Here is a 20,707-nt window from a genome sequence, read left to right on the forward strand (position 1 = left end):
TGGTTCAAAATACCAAGATCTGGTTATTTACTCGCATGCTTTGTAGTGGTAACTTGATGGGTGATAAAAAATAGGGTTTAATCTCAAATACTTATGTTATGAAACGAAATCTACTCTTTACACTTTTTTTGGTGGCAGTGTCAGTACTGACATTTGGCCAAAAAATCCCTTTTCAGGGAAAATTGATTGAATCGGGAACGCCGGTCGACGGTACCCGCACTTTTGTTTTTGAAATTCCTGCAGTTGGCTGGAGCGAAACGCATTCCGATGTTACAATAACCGATGGCTTATACTTTGTGGTGTTGGGAAGTATCGAGCCGTTGCCCGACAGTTTATTTTACGGAGTTACTGAACAAAGTATGGCCATAGCAGTGGATGGAACTGCTTTGTCGGAGGTTACTTTGTTTAAGCCACTTAGTTCTCCATTCGAAGGAAGTGAGTTAACTGTAAGAAACGATGAAGACACTATTGTTGGCCGCTTTTTTGCGCGTAGTGATAGTTTGCAAAGCGGTGAGTTGTTATTAAACGGGCCAAACGGGCTTCCCAATGTTCGCATAGGAAATCTATCCACCTTAGCCAATGACGGAGAGATTAGTATTCACGATACTGAAGGAAATCGGAAGGGTAGTTTTTACTCGAATGGTGATAATAGTACTTTTTTTCTATCGAATAAGAACGGGATTGGAGCATCCATTCAGTCTAGCATGTGGAATGGGAATGAATATTCGAATTTAAATTTGTCGGCAATGAGGACCGGAGTGGCATCGTTGTATGCAAATTCTTATCAGGATTCTAATGGCGGAGATACCATTGTCTCTTCCAGTCTTAACTTATCTCAGTATAACAGATCTCAACAAGCATCTGAGTTTAGGAATTTTATTAGGCCTGATGCTCAATTGTTTATTCAGGGCAACCGTCAATACGCTCAGTATCGTGTTCACGATTGGGAAGGCAAAGGTTATTCTGCTTTTCTCCAATTAATGGGGCCAAACACAATGAACATGGAAATGGGAGGACGGTTTTGGAATAATTCCGATTTGCCATATTTTAAAATGCATGGAAGCCAGGATCAATACGCGCTCGAGATGTCTTTATATGAAGATTCTACAGAAACCGCGTACATAAACTTAAACTCTCTGGAAAACAAGGAAGCCCATATTTCATCCAATGGAATTCGTTTTAATCGAAACGGGGAAAATTGGTGGGAATTTGCATCAATAAATGTTGAAAATCGGGATGGTTATGGAGATGCCGGCTATTTTAGTTTAAGTGGTCCAACCACTGGAAATATACATTTAGGAACACGTCATTGGGAAGGAACATCCGATTTACCTTTAATAAACCTGCATGGTGAAAATGATTTTCATGGTATGGAATTATCAATTGTTCCGGATGGAAACGGAGATCAGTATGGTTTTATAAACCTGATGTCAGAAAACGGGAAGAATTTACATTTAAGTCCGGAAGGATTTGGATTACAAAATGTTGGTATGAATAGTCAGATCGGTATAGACTCCATGATTTATGGCTATTTATTTACACGTGGTCCAAATACTACAAACTTTGAAACGGGTGGCGATTGGAACAACCCCGACAGGGCTTATTTGAATTTAAACGGTGCTACCGATGAAAACCGGATTCGTATGGCTGTTTATGAAGATGAACAGCAGAATGAATTTGGATCAGTAGATATTTCCGGCAGTAATCAGAAATTAGCTTCAATTCAACCATACATTATAAGCCTAAATAGGACAGGTGATAATTGGCGTGAGTTTGCAAACTTGAATATGTGGGAAAATCCTGATACAGGAACCGGTATGCATGGAACAATTACATTAAATGGCCCGGAGTCTTTGAATTTTCGTATTCGAAGCAGGGACTGGGAAAATGCCAATCTTCCACAGTTAGCTCTATACGGGGAGAATGATTTTGAAGCGATGGAACTTTCTGTATTACCCGATGAAAATGGGAACCAGTACGGTTTTATTAACCTTTGGTCGGAAAACGGGAAGAACTTGTATTTAAGTCCCAATGGTTTTGGAGTAGAAAAAATTAGCTTGAATACTGTGAATGAAAACGGTGTTTCCAGTGGTGAAATATTTTTGCAAGGCAACAACACTCCAAATATACAGATGGGAGGCCAGCCCTGGGATAATAATCATGATTTAGGATTTTTTACTGTTTTTACGGATAAACCGGACGGTAACGGTGGCTATTATGGAGCCGCTGGTATATATGCAAATACTAATGGAACAGATTCGTGGGGTCGAATTAGTCTCTCTAATAATGGAGAGGAAAGAGTACTAATAAATGGAGAGAATGGTAAAATAGATTTATCATCACAAGACGCTATTTCATTTCTGGAACCACACGTTTTTAGCATTGTCAACAAGTCAGATCCTAACAATTGGCGAGACTTGGCTTCGATGGGGATAAACAACGATAATGGAAGTTGGGTCGGAACAGTAGCTGTGAGTGGGCCGAATTCGGGAAACGTCTATATTGGGAGCCAGCAGAACCCTGATCTTCCATGGATTACACTCCAGGGGACAGAGGGCTTCGAAGCTATGCAGATAGGTGCTGTTGATGACGCAACTCAACGAGGTTTTATTAGAATGGTGAACAAACAATCTGGTGAAGAAATGTTCTACAGTTCTCATGGGGTTGGTGGCAATACACCATTTCAGGTTAGTGGTGGGCTCAGTGTGGATGGATTTATTACTCTAAACGGCGATACACTCAATCTCGGCGTTTCTGATCGAAGATATAAAACCAACATTCAATCGCTTGGAGATGATGTGATGAAAAAAGTAGAGTTGGTGAACGGTGTATCTTACGATTGGCGAAAAGATGAATTCCCGGAAAAGCATTTTACCAATGCAAAACAAATTGGTGTAATTGCCCAGGAATTGGAAGCACAGTTTCCGGAGTTGGTAAAAACAAATGCAGAAGGTTATAAATCGGTTAATTACGATGGTTTGTCAGCGGTTCTAATTGAAGCAGTTAAAGAACTTAACGCCAAAGTTGAAAAATTGGAAACTGAAAACTCGCAACTAAAAGCTGAGCTTTCTGCTTCGGCATCCAATACCTCTGAGATAGAAGCATTAAAAGCGCAAATGGATGCATTGGTAAAACTTGTGCATGGCCAAGCGGCACCGGTGTCGACAGAAGAAATTACTTCAACTCCGGGTTTAAAATAATCAGTCATGATTTTAAAACAAATACATAAGATCATGAAGCCATTGTTTCGGCATCAACAAAAATTATTGTTGCTTGCATTGGCGATTTGTGCGCTACCATTTATGATTGATGCACAAACAGTACTGAACCAAAATGCCACTTCAAATGGCGCTACCGTAGTAAGCGGCGGTAACTATACAGGCTATGTTTCTGCCGGACAAATGGCTACGTTTATTCAGTTAAACGGTCCCAGTGCAGCGACTCAGGGAATTATCCTGAATGAACTGGAACTGAATTTCAATGTAATACTCGAACAGACTGTTAATATTTCCTGCTTCGGCGGAAGCGATGGCATCATCGATGTATCGGTTATTGGTGGAGCACCACCTTATTTATTTGAATGGTCAAACATTGTTGGCATTGATTCAATTTTAATGGGTACAACGGAAGATTTGTTGGATGTACCGGCTGGAATTTACAACCTGAAAGTAATCGATAGCAATGGTGTGGAGAGAAACGGTTTCTCCGTCACGCTCACCGAGCCCGATCCACTTGTGGCTGCGGCCGGCGGAACCAACGTTCTTTGTTTTGGCGGCGCCGACGGTTCAGCATTTGTTGAGGTAACGGGCGGAACCGCTCCTTACGAAATACTTTGGGATACAGGAGAAACAACAGATACAATCCGGAATCTGGCGGTAGGAACCTACACCGCAACTGTTACAGATGCTCACGGCTGCATAAGCACCGCAAGTTACGCGGTAACACAACCTTCTGCTGTAAGAGTAAATGCCGAAGCCACTCCGGTTTCTTGCTTTGGAGATCTTGACGGGTTAATCGATCTGAGTCGCGCCAATGGAGGCACAGGTCCGTATATGTATCAGCTGGGAAGCAATGGTTACCAAACAGACGCAATTTATACCGATCTCGCTCCGGGAATTTACCCGGTTTCAGTAATCGATGCCAACGGATGCGAGGCAACAGAAACGGTAGAAATAACAGAGCCACCGCTACTTGAATTGTCGGATGTGATACTTGGAAATGCCTGTGCCGGATCAGCCACCGGTTCGATAGACATTACGCCTATAGGTGGAACCGGAAAATATAGTTTCTCATGGTTATGGCCCGACGGTAGTACCAGTGTAAAAGAAGATATTTCCGGTGCCACTGCCGGAAGCTATGAATTGACCATGACCGACGCCAACGGTTGTATCTACTTTGAAAGTTTTGAAGTTGAAGAAGAATCGGCTGCAGATATTTTTGGAACCGTTGACGACGTACTCTGTTTTAGGGGATCCACTGGAGCGATTGATGTTACGGTTACTGGAAATAGTCCCTTTACTTATTCCTGGAACGGACAGGGAGTAAAAGGTGATACTTCCGAAGATCTTTCAGGATTATCTGAAGGTACATATACACTAACAGTTACCAGCACGGGCGGCTGCGAAACAAGTATGAGTTTCGATGTGGGGGCACCTGCATCAGCACTTAGTTTTACTGCATCGGCTACCGAAATTTCGGGATGTGGTGAAACGGCTGAAGTGATCATTGCAGCTGAAGGGGGTACTGCTCCGTATGAATATAGTTTAGATGGTGTAGTATACATTCCTGACGATACAATTGCTGGTCTTTCTGCTGGTGACTATGAGGTTTTTGTACGGGATGCCAATGGATGCGAGCTTTCTGAGATCGTTTCTGTAGTAGATAATGGAAGCGATGCTTTTGAACCCAATGAATCGATCCGCAAAAGTCCTCCTGTAATCTCTTTGGATAATCTTGTTACAGCACGAATTGCACCTGCTCGCGATGTAGATGTATTTGCGTTTAACTCTGATACTGCGGGTTTATACACCCTTAGCCTGATTCACACCGAAAGTTTTGAATTTAATATTTATGCGGATACAAAAACAATGCTGACGCCTGTTTCTTCTGATGCAGAAAGCAAAACTTATCAGTTGGATGCCGGAACCGAATATTTTATCGAAGTTTCGGGAGGAGCAGCCAAATTATGGTCGTACGATTGCTATACACTAATAATCGAAGGAGAACAGGCGGCGGCAGTGGCGGCACTGAATAAATCAGCGAACCTAAGTAATTCGTTTGATCAAATTTCCCAACTAACGGAATTCGGAGTAAGGGCTTATCCAAATCCCACTTCCGGACGATTGATGCTCGAAATTAAATCACCTCCGGATGAAACAATTGACGTGCTGGTAACCAATATCACCGGGCAGGAGATTATTCGTAATGAATACAGAGATTCACCTTTTATAGAGCTCGACCTGAGTGGTAATAACGCCGGAATGTACTACATAAGAACCGAAATAAAAGATCAGGTTTTTACGAATAAAATTGTTCTCCAACACCGTTAGAGAGTAGATTAGAAAGGGCAGGAACTTCGGTTTCTGCCTTTTTTAATTTTGTCTCGTCCGCGTCATATCCTCATCCACACAAATCGTAAAATCAGCCAGCCCGGTGTTTTCTTCTTTCAGTTCCGAAACATCTTTTTGTAGAACCGAGTGAATGGTAACGATTTTCAAATCGGGATTTTCTTGCTTCAGATACCAGTAAATGCTCTCGAAATTTTGACTGTGATAGGCACCGTGGTAATGCAATAAAAGTTTTCCCGGCTCCCAGTTTTGTAGAATAAAGTGGGCCATGGTGGCGTCTTTTATGGCCTGTGCTTTCGGGAAATTAGAAGTTACATGACTTCCCATTCCTTCCATTTCCATCATACTGGCATAGCAATTCAGGGTTGAATCGTAAGCCGGTGGTAGCGGAGGTAAAAATGCTTTGGCTTCGTCTGAAAGTTCTTCCAGCCCCTCAAAACCTTTGCTGTTAACCAAGGATGCATAACGTCGCGGAACATTGGTGGCCACAAAATACAGCCCACTATCTTTGGCAAATTCAACCAGCGGTTTGTAATCGGTTTTATAATTGGGCCACAAACGCATTTCAGCTTCAAAGTTACGTTGCGAGATTTCTCCCGACAGGTATTCATCCATAATTACCTGGTTATCGTTTTCGAACATCTCAGCACCCAGCACCAGGTTTTTGCCTTTTTGTGCGTAAAGGTCTTTAGTCACTTCCAGTTGTAACCAATGCGAAATGGGATTGTCGTGCAATTCGCCAAACAGTACAATATCGGCATCTTCCAACTGATTCAGCATTTTTTCGTATTTCTCTGGTTTCCCCTTTTTATCAAAAAGAGAATAAGCCGGTTTATCAGATTTAAACGCACTAAAAACAAACAGGGAGGCAACAAGCAAAAGCGAAAAGTATTTCTTCATTTGTATAATTTTATAACATTGAGTAAAACAACAAAGAAAAGGCTTTGGAGTTTAATTTAGAAGAACTAAGGTAAAAATGAATCGATTTCTTTTTGTATTCCTATTGATTCTGGTGACCATTGCAGCAAAAGCTCAAAAAGGAGTTGAAACTGTTGGCCTGGAAGTTGACGGACTCGAACGCTATTACATGGTTTACATTCCGAAGACTTATGAAGAGAACCGGAACTACCCGCTGGTTTTTATATTGCACGGTGGAGGAGGAAAGGCAGCCGGAATGATCAGATTTACATGTGGCCGTTTTAATACTTTGGCCGATCGCGATGAATTTATTGCCGTTTATCCGAATGGATATAAGAAAGGCTGGAATGACGGAGATCGCGATACGCTCGCCGCTGCCCGTAGGTTGAACATTGATGATGTGGGCTTTTTTGATGCAATGATCGAAGATCTGGATGGCAAATTTTCGATTGACAGAAATAATATTTTTGCTTGCGGAATTTCCAATGGAGGATTTATGGTGCAACGGCTGGCTATCGAACGCTCCGGAGTATTTAAAGCCATTGGGGTAGTAGCTGCAAATATGAGTGAAGATCAGCAAAAGACAAATCCTGAAAATCCGGTTTCGGTTATTTTTATTTGCGGAACTGCCGATTCATTGGTTCCCTATAGCGGCGGTCCGGTTGTGGTATTAAATCAAAATCGCGGAGAAATGCTAAGCATTGATGAAGGCCTAGAATACTGGAAGCAAGTAAATGGCTGTACTAAAAAGGCAAAAGTCAGTACCTTCGAAGATGTTAACAAAAGAGATGGTTCAAGAGCAGTAAAAACGGTTTGGCGGAATCCTGAAAATGAGTTGTTAAAAGTAGTGAATATTCGCATCGAAAACGGCGGCCACACCTGGCCCGGAGCAAAACAATATCTGCCCCGAAAGCTGGTAGGAAATGTGAATGGCGATTTTAATGGCTGCGATGAAATTTGGGATTTCTTTCAATCGATAAAAACTAATTAAATGTTAGAAACCGGCTTTGTTTACAGTACTATTATCGATCCGCTGCTGGCGAGTTTTCGGAAACGACTGGCATTGGAAATTCAGCCGGGCGAACATGTAATAGATATTGCCTGCGGTACGGGTGCTCAGCTTTTCGACCTGGCACAAAAAGCGGCAACGGTAACAGGGATCGATCTTTCGGAATCGATGGTAAAATTTGCTGCCAGAAATGCAGAAAAAAGAAACATTTCAAATGCATCGTTTCAAGTGGCCGATGCTACCGATCTTTCAGGTTTTTACGGCCAAAAGTTTGATGTGGCTATTTTGTCGATGGCACTGCATCAGTTTTCGCCGGAGTTGCAGGAACCCATCCTTTCAGAAATTAAAAAGATTACCGAACGAATTGTTATTCTGGATTATGCCGTTCCCTTACCAAAGAACTATGTGGGTGTGAGCAGTAAGGTTGCCGAGTTCATGGCCGGTATAGAGCACAACCGAAATTTTAAAAGCTATTCAACTGCCGGAGGTTTAAATACTATTCTTCCGCAAAATGGATTTACCATTCAAAAGTCAAAACTTATTGGTAAAGGTGCTTTTCAATTGGTAGTGGCACATAATCATTCTGTATAGTATGGCTTCAAATTTAACAGTTGTAAATCTTGTTTAACAATAATTTACTCACGTTAAGTCGGGTTAACATATTATGAACCTATCTTTGAAAGGTGATTCAATAATAGTTAAGCTGTGTGCGAATAAGGCACTGTTCAAAAAACGTCGGATTTTTAAAGGGATTTCATGGTTGGAATCCCTTTTTTTACAATTTCTCCATCTCTTCTTTCAGCCATTTCGGGCGGTTGGTCGTAATTCCACTAACTCCAAGGTCGCTAAGGCGTTTGGCTTCCGCGGGTTCGTCCACGGTCCAGGTTAGTACATCAAGGTTCAGTACTTTGGCTGCGTTTATCACCTCTTCATCAATCACTGAGTATTTCAGGTTAACACCGGTCAGTCCCAGTTCGGCACTTTGTTCCATTTTTTTATTGAGCCCCACTTTTGAGGTGCTCAACCAGTAACACTTATTTTCCGGAAATTCCCGGTGAGTGAGTAAAATCGTATTCCATCCAAAGCTGATAAAAACAATCTGACCGATCTTCCCGCTGTTATCGATACAGCGGCGTAACGCCGATATAATTTTATCTCCGCCGGCTTTAATTTCAACAACCAGTGTTTTTCCTTCGGGCACCGTTTCGATAATTTCGGAAAGAAAGGGTAATTTTTCGCCTTCAAATTCTTCTCCTTTCCAGCTTCCGGCATCCAGGTCGCGCAGCACCAGCGACGGAGTTTTAGCAATGGTCAGGTTATTCTTGCCATTGCAGGTGCGTTTGGTGTCCTTGTCGTGGATTACCATCACCCGGTTATCTTTCGACAGGTGCACATCAACTTCAACAGCATCGGCACCCAGTTCCCAGGCCAGCTTTGCCGAAGCTACCGTATTTTCAGGAGCCAGGTAAGAGGCCCCCCGGTGAGCGATAAATGTTTGCTGAGCCATTAAACTCATTCCTATAAATGTTAAGAGTAAAGAAATTACTGCTGTTCTCATGCTTCTGTTTTGTATCGAATATAAGAATTATTTTAGCGAATGTAAGCTTAAAAATGTAGTTTTGGATTTGCTTTTCGGCAGAAATAAAACATTAGTGATATTACTTAAAGGGCCACATTAAGGCATGCAAAATACGACAAAAGAAAACACTGTTGGTTTTTGGGAAAACTTAGGGAATCATTCTCTGGTTCTTCTTTTGAAGTTATTTGCGCAGTTGCCTTTAAGTGTTCTGTACCTGATCTCGGATTTTATCTGCTTTCTGCTTCGAAACGTGATTAAATACAGAAGTACTGTAATTATCGATAATCTGAAGCACGCCTTTCCTGAAAAATCAGTAGAAGAGCTGTTCTCCATTCGGAATAAATTTTACAGTTACTTATCAGACATGTTTCTGGAGTCGATGAAAATGTATGGAATTTCGGAAAAAGAGTTGAGTAAAAGGGTAAGTTTTAAAGGACTCGACGTGTTCAACAGATATGCTGATGAGGGTAAGAGTGTTATTGTAGTGGCCTTTCATCAGCATAACTGGGAGTGGGCCAGCCTGATGCAAACTATGGCTAAACACAGGGTTTTAATGGTTTATAACAAAATGCGCAACAATCAGCCAATGGACGATTTCTTATTGAAATCGCGCGAAAAATGGGGCGGTGTGGGTGTGCAAATGGGACGAGTTGCCAAAGCTATGTTCGATTTTCAAAGGCAGGGAATCCCAACTTTTTTGTGGCTGGCTGCCGATCAGAGTGCTTTGCCCGACCAGGGAATGTGGGTACGGTTTTTTAACCGGGAAGCCGCTTTTTTCGCCGGCCCCGAAAAGATTGCGCGGAAAACCAACCAACCCGTTTTTTTTCAGCGTGCACGACGATTGGGTCGAGGCCAATATGAATACGAATTTTCTCTCTTGTTTGAAGAACCGGCAAAAGCACAACTCAATGAAATTCTGCTTTCGTACATTCAAAAAATGGAGGAAGCGATAAAAGACGCACCGGAATATTATCTTTGGAGCCACAGACGATGGAAGCACAAGCGCCCCGATGCCCATGAACTTATTCAGTAAAAGCGAAGAAGAATGATCGATAAGGAATTAGAGAAACGAGATAAACGATACCATGAAGGGCCGTTAAAAAAAGCACTCAATAACGTGTTGGTATTCATCTTAAACCTAATCTCTTATCTCCCTTTTTGGGTGATTTATGGCATTTCCGATTTCCTTTACTTCTTATTGAAGAATGTAGTCAAATACCGTAAAAAAGTGATCCTTGAAAACCTCAGTTATGCGTTCCCCGAAAAGTCGGAACAGGAGAAGAACGAAATTGCCGACAAATTTTACAAGCACTTTTGCGATTTTACGCTCGAAACTGTGAAGCTTTACAGCATGGACGAAAAACAGATGGACAAGAGGTTGAAATTTAACGGGAATGATCCAATTTTTAAGTATGCCGAAGAAAAAATCAGTATAATTATGCTGGGCTTTCATTACAACAATTGGGAGTGGTGCAGCTCTGTTCAAAGTAAATGGATTCACCAGGTACTTATGATCGTAAATCCCATGCGTGGGAATGTTGCTTTGGATCGATTCATTGCTCACTCGCGCGAGAAATGGGGTGGTGAGTCAATCCCGGTGCACAAATCGGCCCGGAGAGCCATTGAAGCTGCCCGGCGAAAGGAGCCCATTGCACTGTGGCTGGCGGCAGATCAGACACCGGCGGCAAATGCCCAATTCTGGACTATGTTTCTGAATCGGGAGGCACCATTTTTTACTGGACCCGATAAGATTGCCATGAAAACCAATCAACCCGTATTTTTCATGCACCTTAAAAAGATAAAGCGCGGACATTACGAAGCCAATTTTATCGAGTTGTTTTCAGAACCTAAAAACACTGCACCAAACGAGATTATGCTTCGATACGTTCAAAAAATGGAAGAAATAATTCACGAAACACCTGAGTACTATTTGTGGTCGCACCGCAGGTGGAAGCACCAGCGGCCGGAGGGTATTGAGTTGACTGTTTAAGCTATTTAAAATGTTATCCCCCAGAAATCCGTTTCTTTTCTTTAAGTTTTTTAAATCTTGTTACGGCTTGTTAACTATACATTAACGAAAATTATGGTTAGTTTTGACAAAGCGCTTAACATACCAAACGAAAGCATCAATAATAAGCTTTGGCCCAGGCATTTTTCGTTTAGCTCATTATATGAGCAGTTTGCAATAGATATTTGTTTAACCTTAAAAAAGAAACCATGAGAAGAAAACAAACCAAAAATTTTATTCAGCTTTTTGTATTAGCGGTTATTATTAGTTTCACAGTTGTATCCTGTTCCAAAACAGAAGATTTGGGTGAATATACCCTGATGGAAGGCACCAAAGATGCACTTCCATACACCGAAGATTTATTGCTCACGTTCTCCGATTCGCTGGGCAACCAAACCGAATTTGTATACGAGGCAGATCAGGATGGTTATGGTATGGGATATCAGGAAGGTGTTTCAGGGACTGGAAACGAATATTCAGCAAAAATTGAAAAGTACGGGTGCTATATTGGAGAGGTCGATGATGCTCTTAATGTTGAATTCCGAGTTGGAGTTGGAGTAAATGTTGATTATGAAACTAACCTGGAAATAATCGATATGCTTTCAGCTACTATTTCTTATTACAATGATGGAAATTACGATGAAGATTACATTCAGGTAGTGGTTAATCCGCGTGATGCATCATCTGAATATATTTCGACATTCCAAGAACCGATGGCTGAATTAACTTTATTAGGGAAAACCTTTCAGAATGTATACGAAAGCAAAAGGAGTAAGCTGTATTTTACGTCTGATACCGGAATTGTAGGATTTCGAGATCTTGACAATAAACTTTGGGTTTTGGAGAAAACTGAAACCAAATAATCCACTTTTTCGACAAAAGCTTTAACCAGGTCGGATTCAGCTTTATTCGAATTCGGTCTGGTTTATTTATAACTTGTCGGAAAACACACCAAAATATTAATCCTGTTCAAGGCTTAAAGAATAAGGACGATTTTTCTGGGCAGTTCCCCAGTTTTTATTTGATGAACTACCCATTTCAAACTCTAGTTTTCCGCCTTTCATCAAATCGAAATGATTGAGGTAGTTTTTTGAGTATGTTTCCCCGTTAAATTTTACACTTTGAATGTATTTGTTTCCGGCTGATGCGCCAGGGGCATCAATAATTAAATCTGCATCGCGTAGCTGCACGGTAATCCGATCGAAATGCGGACCTGAAATTACATATTCCGGCATTGACGGACTCACTGGGTAAAAGCCCAGCGCAGCAAAAACGTACCAGGCCGACATTTGCCCGGCATCGTCATTACCGCTTAAACCGCCAACACTTGCATCGTATTCATTCTGCATAATCTTTGAAACGAGTTCCTGCGTTTTCCACGGCTGCCCGCAATAATTGTAAAGAAACGGGATCTGATGTCCCGGTTCATTACCGTGCCAGTACTGGCCGCCTTCGTGAAAACGATCGAGTTGTTCGGCAAAATTTTGCTCGCCACCCATAAGTACCATAAGCCCGTAAATATCGTGCGGAACATACCAGGTATATTGCCATGGCGTTCCTTCGGTAATGTACGACATGCGGTTAAACTTGTTAAAATCGGCTGTAAATGTACCATCGGCAAAACGGCCACGAACACAGGTATCTGCTTTGCTGTACACATTTTTATAATTCATGGCCCGCTGCAATAAGAGTTGTGCATTTTGGGTATCGTTTCGTTTTAATGCAATGCGGCTCAGGGCAAAATCGTCGAATGCATATTCAAGGGTTCGCGAGACCTGCTCGTTTTTATGAAACGATTCTTTCACTTCGTCTTCGAGGGGAACGTAGCCATATTTCAGATAGGAGTTTAAGGCCCGCCGACCTTTACCGTTTTTATAGTCTTCAAAATTGTCTGGCGTTTCAAAGGCATTTTGTAGTAGGAAAGCATATTCTTCATCACTAATATCGATGGTGTTTTTAATGTAAGCATCTGCAATTGTTGTAATCGCGTGGTCGCCGATCATTGCCGAGGTATAACTGTTCCAGCACGGAAAAATAGGGAGCCAGCCCCCGTTCTTTGCTTTGTCGAGCAAGCTCGACATCATGTTGGCATTCTCTTCAGGCATGATCAGGTTAAACAAAGGATGCGAAGCCCGGTAGGTGTCCCAAATCGAAAAATCGACGTAGTAATTTTTGCTGCCGGAATTTAACAGCTTTCGGCCACCGGCAAAACCTGGGTAGGTACCATCGCTGTCGTTAAAGGTTCGTGGTTGCAGAAAGCTGTGGTAGAGCGCCGTGTAAAATTTAACTTTCTCCGTCTCGTTGCCGCCTTCAACTTTAACCCTGTTTAGCACTGTTTCCCAGGTGGATTTCAGTTCAGATTCTACCTGTTCAAAATCTTTATTGGTTAACTCAGTATCCAGGTTTTTACGTGCCTGCTCAATGCTGGTAAACGAAGTGCCGATCTGTACTTCTATGCTTTCGCCGGATGCAGTTGTAAAAGAAGCATAGCCTCCCAATTCCTGCAGATTTTGGATGGCGGTGTCCAACTCCAGAATATTATCCTTGTGAAAGACTCCGTAGTTCTCGAATTCGCGGTTAAAACGTGCTACAAAATAACCGCTAAATCCGGCTTCTTCTCCCCAGCCCTGGTAAATACGGTGCACCGGGTTGTGCCCCACAATTTCGTTACGATCGTTCAGAACCATGGTAAAACCCTGTCCTTCGTCGCTGTTTGGGTTAACGACAATATGTGAAGGGCCACCATCTTCGAAGGTAAACCGGAGAATCCCGCATCGTTTGGTGGCAGTCATTTCTGCCACAATATTGTAATCGTTTAGATGAACTTTATAGCTGTATGGCGTCGAGGTCTCGGTTTCGTGCACAAATCCGGAGCCCCTTTTTTGAGTTGAGCAGATCAGATCGCCCGAAACCGGCATAATGCTCATGCTGCCATAGTCCTGCACACAGGAGCCGCTTAACCAATGACTTCCCCGGAAACCGTTAATAATGGAGTCGTTGTAATAATACGGAGCGATGCATTTTGTTTCGGTGGCACGCGTTTGCGGAGTCCAGTTAGTCATGGCAAAAGGCGTAGTTACAAACGGCACTACCTGGGCATTGTTTTCCGAACCTTCACCGTGACTTAATGCGCTTAAAGTTGTGGCCGGGGCCGTTCCTATCAAAGGATTAACGTAATCCACAAGCAGGATTATTTCGGTTTTTTGCGAACAACTTTCGAGAAGTAACAGAAATACAATTAACAGGTTAATGGTCTTCATTGTTTAGTTTGTTAGAATTATCCTGTATCGGTTAAACTTTTCACAAGTTAAACATTAAATTTTCGGCAGCGGATAAAAAGTACTGAAGAATACCAATAGCCTGTTTTTATTGATTCAAATCGGGGGAAATTTAAATTACACGGAGTAATCTCAAAAACTGAAAAGCACTAATTGGTTATTGTAAAAATGTCTTTGGGAATTCAGAAAAGAGAGCAGAAAAAAGGAGGACCGGTATTTAATCACATTCAATTGGTCAAGGGAAAGTGATTAGTTAGGAAATTTCCTTTTACCTGTCCTCCCGAAAAAACTGCACTTATAGTTCATTCAAATCATTTCAAATTTATTTGCCATTTCTCAGGAAAGTGTCCACAGTTTGCGCCACTTCTTTTCCTGCCTGAATGGCGTGTACCACAAGACTGGCACCTTTCTCAACATCACCAGCTGCAAAAATCTTGTCGACAGATGTTTGTTTTTTCTCGTCAACTTTAACGTTTCCTCTCGGATCGTATTCAACATTTAAACTGTCGAGCAGTCCGTTGTGTACCGGCTGGGTGAAACCCATTGACAGCAAAACCAGATCCACATCAATAATTTCGGTAGTTCCTTCTACCTCGTTCATTACCCAGCGTCCGTTGTTGTCTTTGCTCCATTCTACCTGTACAATTTCGGCTTGTTTCAGTACTCCGTTTTCACCAATAAAACGTTTGGTGTTCAAGCTCCAGCGACGTTCGCAGCCTTCCTGGTGCGAACTTGAAGTACGCAGCGTATTGGGCCAGTAAGGCCATGGATTATTATCGGCCCTTTTCTCCGGTGGTTTTGGAAGGATCTCGATCTGAGTAACCGATTTGGCTTTCTGGCGAACCGAAGTACCTACGCAGTCCGATCCGGTATCGCCACCTCCAATAACCAATACATTTTTATCTTCAGCAGAAATGAGCACGTCATCGGGTATTTCCTGTCCGGAAATAACTTTATTTGATTGCATCAGGAAATCCATGGCGTAGTGTACACCATTGAGTTCTCGACCTTCAACTTCGAGGTTACGTGCTTGTTCGGCTCCGTTAGCCAGTACAACCGCATCATATTCCTTCAGCAAGTCTTTTTTTGTTACGTCGATACCAACATTCACATTGGTTTTGAATTCAATTCCTTCGTCGACAAACAATGCCAAGCGGCGATCGATGATGCGCTTATTTAGTTTGAAATCGGGAATGCCGTAACGGAGTAATCCTCCAATGGCATCGTTCTTTTCGAATACGGTAACCAGGTGACCGGCTCTGTTTAAAAGGTCGGCGGCCGAAAGTCCGGCAGGACCAGAACCGATTACGGCAACTTTTTTACCAGTGCGTGATTTTGGTGGATTGGCCACCACAATTCCGGCTTCGAAAGCCTGTTCAACAGTGGCACTCTCGTTTTCACGAATGGTAACTGCCTCCTCATGAATGGCAAGTACACACGACTTTTCGCATGGTGCCGGGCAAATTCTACCGGTAATTTCCGGGAAACTGTTGGTAGAATGTAAAATATAATAAGCTTCTGCTTTGTTTCCTTTGTATACAGCATCCTGCCATTCCGGAATTTTACTTCCCACCGGGCATCCCCAGTGGCAAAATGGTATGCCGCAATCCATACAGCGTGATGCTTGTAGTTTGCGGTCTTTTTCATTTAGGGTCTGTTCAACTTCCCCGTAGTCAAAAACCCTCTCCTCCTTCGGGCGGTAACCGGCTTCAATGCGGCCAACTTTCATAAATCCTCTTGGATCTCCCATATCTCGTTTCCTTTTTTTCGATTAATTAATACTGCAAGAATTTTACTCGTGACGCGAAGGATCGTCTTCGGTCAACTGCAATTTCTTTTGCAACTCTTTTAACTTCTGTTCCTGCAGAACTTTTTTGTATTCAAACGGAATCACTTTCACAAACTTTGGAAGGTAAGCTTCCCAGTTGGTCAGTATTTTTGAAGCCACTGCACTTTGTGTATAAGTGAGGTGCTTACTGATCATTTCCTGCAATTCTTTAATATCGGCTTTGTCTTCAACAGGAGATAATTCCACCAATCCGGTGTTGCAGAAATAATCGAAGTTTCCTGTTTCGTCGAGCACGTAGGCAATACCGCCACTCATACCTGCGGCAAAGTTACGGCCCGTTTTTCCGAGAACGGCAACGCGTCCACCGGTCATGTACTCGCAGCAGTGGTCGCCGGTACCTTCAATAACGGCTTTCACTCCCGAGTTTCTAACACAGAAACGTTCGCCGGCTACTCCGCGGAAATAGGCTTCTCCGCTTGTTGCTCCGTACAGCGAGGTGTTACCGATTAGAATGTTCTCCTCTGGTTTAAACGTTGAACCGATTGGCGGAACCACAATGATTTTACCACCCGAGAGTCCTTTGCCAATGTAATCGTTGGCATCGCCCTCGAGACGGAAAGTTACTCCTTTGGTCAGGAATGCACCAAAACTCTGGCCGGCAGTTCCGTGAAAATTACAATTGATGGTATCGTCGGGCAATCCGGACTCGCCGTAGCGTTTCGAAATTTGACCTGATAACATCGCGCCAACCGTACGATCGACGTTAACAATATTGCGTTGTATCCACACCTTTTCGGCGCCGTTTAATGCTTTTTTCGAATCGCGGATCAGCTGATTGTCCATGTGCTGTGTTAAATCCTGTTGATTCGGATGCGTATTATGAATGTCAACTTCTTCTGCTTCTTTTGGTAAGTAAAGTAATTTCGAGAAGTCAACGGTTTTCATTTTCCAGTTGGTAACGTTCTGATCAACTTCAAGCAGATCGGTACGACCTACAATTTCGCTGAACCTGCGGAATCCCATTTCTGCCAGGTATTCACGAATTTCCTGTGCAATAAATTTGAAGAAGTTAATGGTATATTCCGATTTGCCGATAAAACGTTTTCTGAGCTCCTTATCCTGTGTGGCAATACCGGCAGGACATGTATTCATATGGCATTTACGCATCATGATACATCCCAGAACGATAAGCGCTGATGTTGAAAATCCGAATTCTTCACCACCCAAACAAGCCAGTGTTACTACATCGCGACCGGTTTTCAGCTGACCGTCGACCTGCAGTTTTACACGTCCACGAAGGTTGTTTAGAACAAGAGTTTGCTGAGTTTCGGCAATTCCGAGTTCTACCGGAAGTCCAGCATGCTTGATTGAACTTGCCGGGCTGGCTCCTGTACCTCCGTCGGCACCGGCTATAATAATTACATCGGAAAAAGCCTTTGATACACCGGCTGCAATTGTTCCAACTCCGTCTTCAGACACCAGTTTTACAGAAACTTTAGCTCTTGGGTTGGTGACTTTCAAGTCGTAAATCAGCTGTGCCAAATCCTCGATTGAATAAATATCGTGGTGAGGCGGCGGCGAAATCAGAGTAATTCCGGGTGTGGAGTTACGCGTTTTTGCAATGATCTTGTTTACCTTAAATCCTGGCAACTGACCACCTTCTCCGGGTTTTGCTCCCTGTGCGATTTTAATCTGAAGCTCATCGGCATTCGTCAGGTAATTGTTGGTCACACCGAATCTACCTGAAGCCACCTGTTTGATCTTACTGTTTTTCAGCGTACCAAAACGTGCAGGATCTTCACCTCCTTCACCGGTGTTGCTTCGTCCGCCGATGGTGTTCATGGTAACCGCAAGTGCCTCGTGGGCTTCTTTGCTGATCGAACCATATGACATTGCACCGGTTACAAAGCGCTTCATGATCTCTTCGATCGGTTCAACCTGTTCAATCGGGATAGGATTGCGTTTCAGGTTAAAACATCCGCGAATAAAACTCGGTCTTTTGTTTTCCTTGTCAACAATGGCGCTGTATTCTTTGAATTTACTGTAATCGTTTGTGCGCGTAGCCCACTGCAGCAAGCCAATTGTTTCCGGATTCCAGGCATGATGTTCACCGTTTTTCCTCCAGGCATAATTTCCTGTATTTTCGAAACGGAAAGGCTCTGGCGCATTGTCCGGTTTATAAGCTTGTTCGTGAAACATGGTGGTTTCTTTGCAAATTTCATCTAACCCTACACCACCAATTTTAGAGGTTGTTCCAGTAAAATATTTGTCAATTACTTCCTGGCTTACACCAATCGATTCAAATATTTGAGCACCGTGGTAACTGCGCAGGGTTGAAATTCCCATTTTTGAGAATACTTTCAACAGGCCCTTACCAACTGCTTTTATGTAGTTTTTACGCGCTTCTTTGTACTCCATCTGGATTTTTCCCTCTTTCACCATATGATCGATGGCGGCAAATGCCAGATAAGGATTGATTACACTGGCTCCGTAACCCAGCAGAAGAGCGAAATGGTTTACCTCGCGTGCTTCTCCGGTTTCAACGATTATACCAACCTGCATTCTTTTTTTACTGCGAATGAGGTGATGGTGAACCGCGGCAACCGCTAACAGTGATGGAATAGGAGCAAGCTCTTCCGAAACCTGACGGTCAGTGAGTATAATGTAATTCTTTTCATCGTCCACCGCTTGTTCTGCTTCAGCAAGCATCTTATCCATAGATTTGCTAAAGCCTTCTACTCCTTCTTTAACAGGGAAGGTCATCGAGATGGTTTTGTGCGTAAACATCTCGTCCTTCATATCTTTTATCTTCCCGAGGTCGGTATTGGTGATCAGTGGTTCATCGAACTTGATGAGTTTACAATGCTCGGGGCTTTCGTCCAGAATGTTTGAATGTACCGCGCCGATGTAATTGGTGAGTGCCATTACCAGTCCTTCACGAATCGGGTCGATTGGTGGATTGGTCACCTGGGCAAACATCTGTTTAAAGTAATCGAAAAAGCGTTTTGGTTTATCTGAGAAAACAGCCGGCGGGGCATCATTTCCCATCGATCCGGTTGGTTCGGCACCATTAATACTCATGGGCTGAATCAACTCGTACATGTCTTCTTTGTTGTAACCAAATACTTTTGAGTACGTTTCGAAATTATCGATGGCAGAAGGTACGCGTTTTTTTACCGAGATGTCTTTCATCATCATGCGGTTTTCCTTTAACCACATTTGATAAGGATTACGGCGACTCAGCTGGTCTTTTACTTCTTCGTCGGGAATAATGATTCCGAGTTGAGTGTCGACCAGTAATATTTTACCCGGACGCAAACGTCCTTTTTCTTTAATTTCATCAGCCGGGAAAGTTTGGACACCAACTTCAGAACCCATTACAATCAGGTCGTTTTTGGTGATTACATAACGCGACGGGCGCAATCCGTTCCTGTCGAGTGTTCCTCCGATGTAACGTCCGTCGGAAAATACCATTGATGCAGGACCGTCCCACGGTTCCATAATGGTAGAATGGTATTCGTAGAATGCTTTTAAACTTTCAGGTATCGGGTTTTTCTTGTTGAACGACTCCGGGATCATCATACACAATGAATGTGGTAACGAGCGTCCGGTCATGTGCAGGAATTCGAGCACGTTATCAAATGATGCTGAATCCGATTTTCCGGGCTCCACTACCGGAAGCAGTTTTTTCAGGTCTTCACCAAACACTTCCGATTTCATCAGTGCCTCGCGGGCTTGCATCCACAAACGGTTACCTTTAACGGTATTGATCTCACCATTGTGAGCAACAATACGGAATGGCTGAGCCAGATCCCAGGTGGGGAAGGTGTTGGTGCTAAAGCGTGAGTGAACAAGCGCAATGGCACTTTTAAATTTCTCGTTTTTGAAATCAACATAGTACGCCTTCAACTGATCGGGCGTCAACATTCCCTTATATACAATTATTTTAGCCGACAAACTGGGCTGGTAGAAACTGTCTTTGTAATTCAGGTTCGATTCGCGAACCTCCTTTTCAGCCAGTTTGCGTACGATATAAAGTTTTCGTTCGAGCGCATCTTTTTCAAGATCGGCTTTTACGAATATTTGTTTGATGAACGGCTCGGTTGTTTTTGCAATTTCACCGGGCGCCGATGCATCCACCGGTACATCGCGGAAGCCGAGTAATGTCAATCCTTCTGCTTCTACATGTTTGGTCAGTATTTCAGTACAAACATTCGCTTCAATTTCGTCTTTTGGAAGGAAAACCAATCCGGTTCCGTATTTTCCTTGCGGACCGACATTCATTTTCAGTACGTCGGTAATAAATTCGTGCGGTATCTGCATGAGCATTCCTGCACCGTCACCTGTTGAATTATCGGCACTTGTGGCCCCACGGTGATCCATGTTCCGCAATACTTCTAAACCGCGATTTACAATATCATGTGAAGGTTTTCCCTTGATGTGTGCTACAAATCCAATCCCACAGTTATCGTGTTCGTTCACAGGGTTGTAGAGCCCCTGTGCATCCGGTAATCTCTTCTGCATCATCTTTCCTTTCTGTTTAAATTTCCCCCTAATAG

General features: G+C 43.0%; 12 protein-coding genes. 7 read left to right on the forward strand and 5 right to left on the reverse strand.

The window, feature by feature from the left end; all coding sequences use genetic code 11:
• Nucleotides 1–98: 98 nt before the first annotated feature.
• Both WFY05_RS13800 and WFY05_RS13805 read left to right on the forward strand, forming a co-directional pair.
• A complete protein-coding gene (locus WFY05_RS13800; RefSeq protein WP_340113476.1) occupies nucleotides 99–3,200 on the forward strand; it encodes a tail fiber domain-containing protein in 3,102 nt (1,033 codons plus the stop codon).
• A gap of 33 nt (nucleotides 3,201–3,233) precedes the next feature.
• Nucleotides 3,234–5,549: a T9SS type A sorting domain-containing protein gene (locus WFY05_RS13805; protein ID WP_340113477.1), complete on the forward strand. Its 2,316-nt coding sequence runs from the start codon at nucleotides 3,234–3,236 to the stop codon at nucleotides 5,547–5,549.
• 42 nt (nucleotides 5,550–5,591) lie between these two features.
• Here WFY05_RS13805 and WFY05_RS13810 read toward each other — a convergent pair whose 3' ends face one another.
• Complete coding sequence (locus WFY05_RS13810) at nucleotides 5,592–6,467, reverse strand: ChaN family lipoprotein (RefSeq protein ID WP_340113478.1); 876 nt, start codon at nucleotides 6,465–6,467, stop codon at nucleotides 5,592–5,594.
• Between the two features lie 76 nt (nucleotides 6,468–6,543).
• On the opposite strand from WFY05_RS13810, the gene WFY05_RS13815 reads away from it, so the two are divergent.
• Nucleotides 6,544–7,476 carry a CE1 family esterase gene (locus tag WFY05_RS13815; RefSeq protein WP_340113479.1) on the forward strand — a complete coding sequence of 311 codons (933 nt, stop codon included), beginning with the start codon at nucleotides 6,544–6,546 and terminating at the stop codon, nucleotides 7,474–7,476.
• Entirely contained in the window at nucleotides 7,477–8,085 is a 609-nt protein-coding gene (locus WFY05_RS13820) for a class I SAM-dependent methyltransferase (RefSeq protein ID WP_340113480.1), read from the forward strand.
• A 184-nt stretch (nucleotides 8,086–8,269) separates the two neighbouring features.
• On the opposite strand, the gene WFY05_RS13825 is transcribed toward WFY05_RS13820, so the two are convergent.
• Nucleotides 8,270–9,052 carry a glycerophosphodiester phosphodiesterase gene (locus WFY05_RS13825; protein WP_340113481.1) on the reverse strand — a complete coding sequence of 261 codons (783 nt, stop codon included), beginning with the start codon at nucleotides 9,050–9,052 and terminating at the stop codon, nucleotides 8,270–8,272.
• A gap of 124 nt (nucleotides 9,053–9,176) precedes the next feature.
• Between WFY05_RS13825 and WFY05_RS13830 the strand changes: the two genes are divergently transcribed.
• The 3 genes from WFY05_RS13830 to WFY05_RS13840 all read left to right on the forward strand — a co-directional run bounded on the left by WFY05_RS13830 (nucleotide 9,177) and on the right by WFY05_RS13840 (nucleotide 11,944).
• Entirely contained in the window at nucleotides 9,177–10,106 is a 930-nt protein-coding gene (locus WFY05_RS13830; protein ID WP_340113482.1) for a lysophospholipid acyltransferase family protein, read from the forward strand.
• 12 nt (nucleotides 10,107–10,118) lie between these two features.
• Nucleotides 10,119–11,063: a lysophospholipid acyltransferase family protein gene (locus WFY05_RS13835; RefSeq protein WP_340113483.1), complete on the forward strand. Its 945-nt coding sequence runs from the start codon at nucleotides 10,119–10,121 to the stop codon at nucleotides 11,061–11,063.
• 227 nt (nucleotides 11,064–11,290) lie between these two features.
• On the forward strand, nucleotides 11,291–11,944 hold the full coding sequence (locus tag WFY05_RS13840; protein WP_340113484.1) for a hypothetical protein: 654 nt from the start codon (nucleotides 11,291–11,293) through the stop codon (nucleotides 11,942–11,944).
• A 96-nt stretch (nucleotides 11,945–12,040) separates the two neighbouring features.
• Here WFY05_RS13840 and WFY05_RS13845 read toward each other — a convergent pair whose 3' ends face one another.
• From WFY05_RS13845 to gltB, 3 genes are all read right to left on the reverse strand, one after another.
• A complete protein-coding gene (locus WFY05_RS13845; protein WP_340113485.1) occupies nucleotides 12,041–14,341 on the reverse strand; it encodes a GH92 family glycosyl hydrolase in 2,301 nt (766 codons plus the stop codon).
• Nucleotides 14,342–14,681: 340 nt separating this feature from the next.
• A complete protein-coding gene (locus tag WFY05_RS13850) occupies nucleotides 14,682–16,109 on the reverse strand; it encodes a glutamate synthase subunit beta (protein WP_340113486.1) in 1,428 nt (475 codons plus the stop codon).
• 42 nt (nucleotides 16,110–16,151) lie between these two features.
• The gene (gltB, locus tag WFY05_RS13855; RefSeq protein WP_340113487.1) at nucleotides 16,152–20,675 is read right to left on the reverse strand and encodes a glutamate synthase large subunit; all 4,524 of its coding nucleotides are present in this window, start codon (nucleotides 20,673–20,675) and stop codon (nucleotides 16,152–16,154) included.
• Between the last annotated feature and the right edge of the window lie 32 nt (nucleotides 20,676–20,707).

Origin of the sequence: Maribellus mangrovi (assembly GCF_037646455.1) — a bacterium.
Classification (GTDB): domain Bacteria; phylum Bacteroidota; class Bacteroidia; order Bacteroidales; family Prolixibacteraceae; genus Draconibacterium; species Draconibacterium mangrovi_A.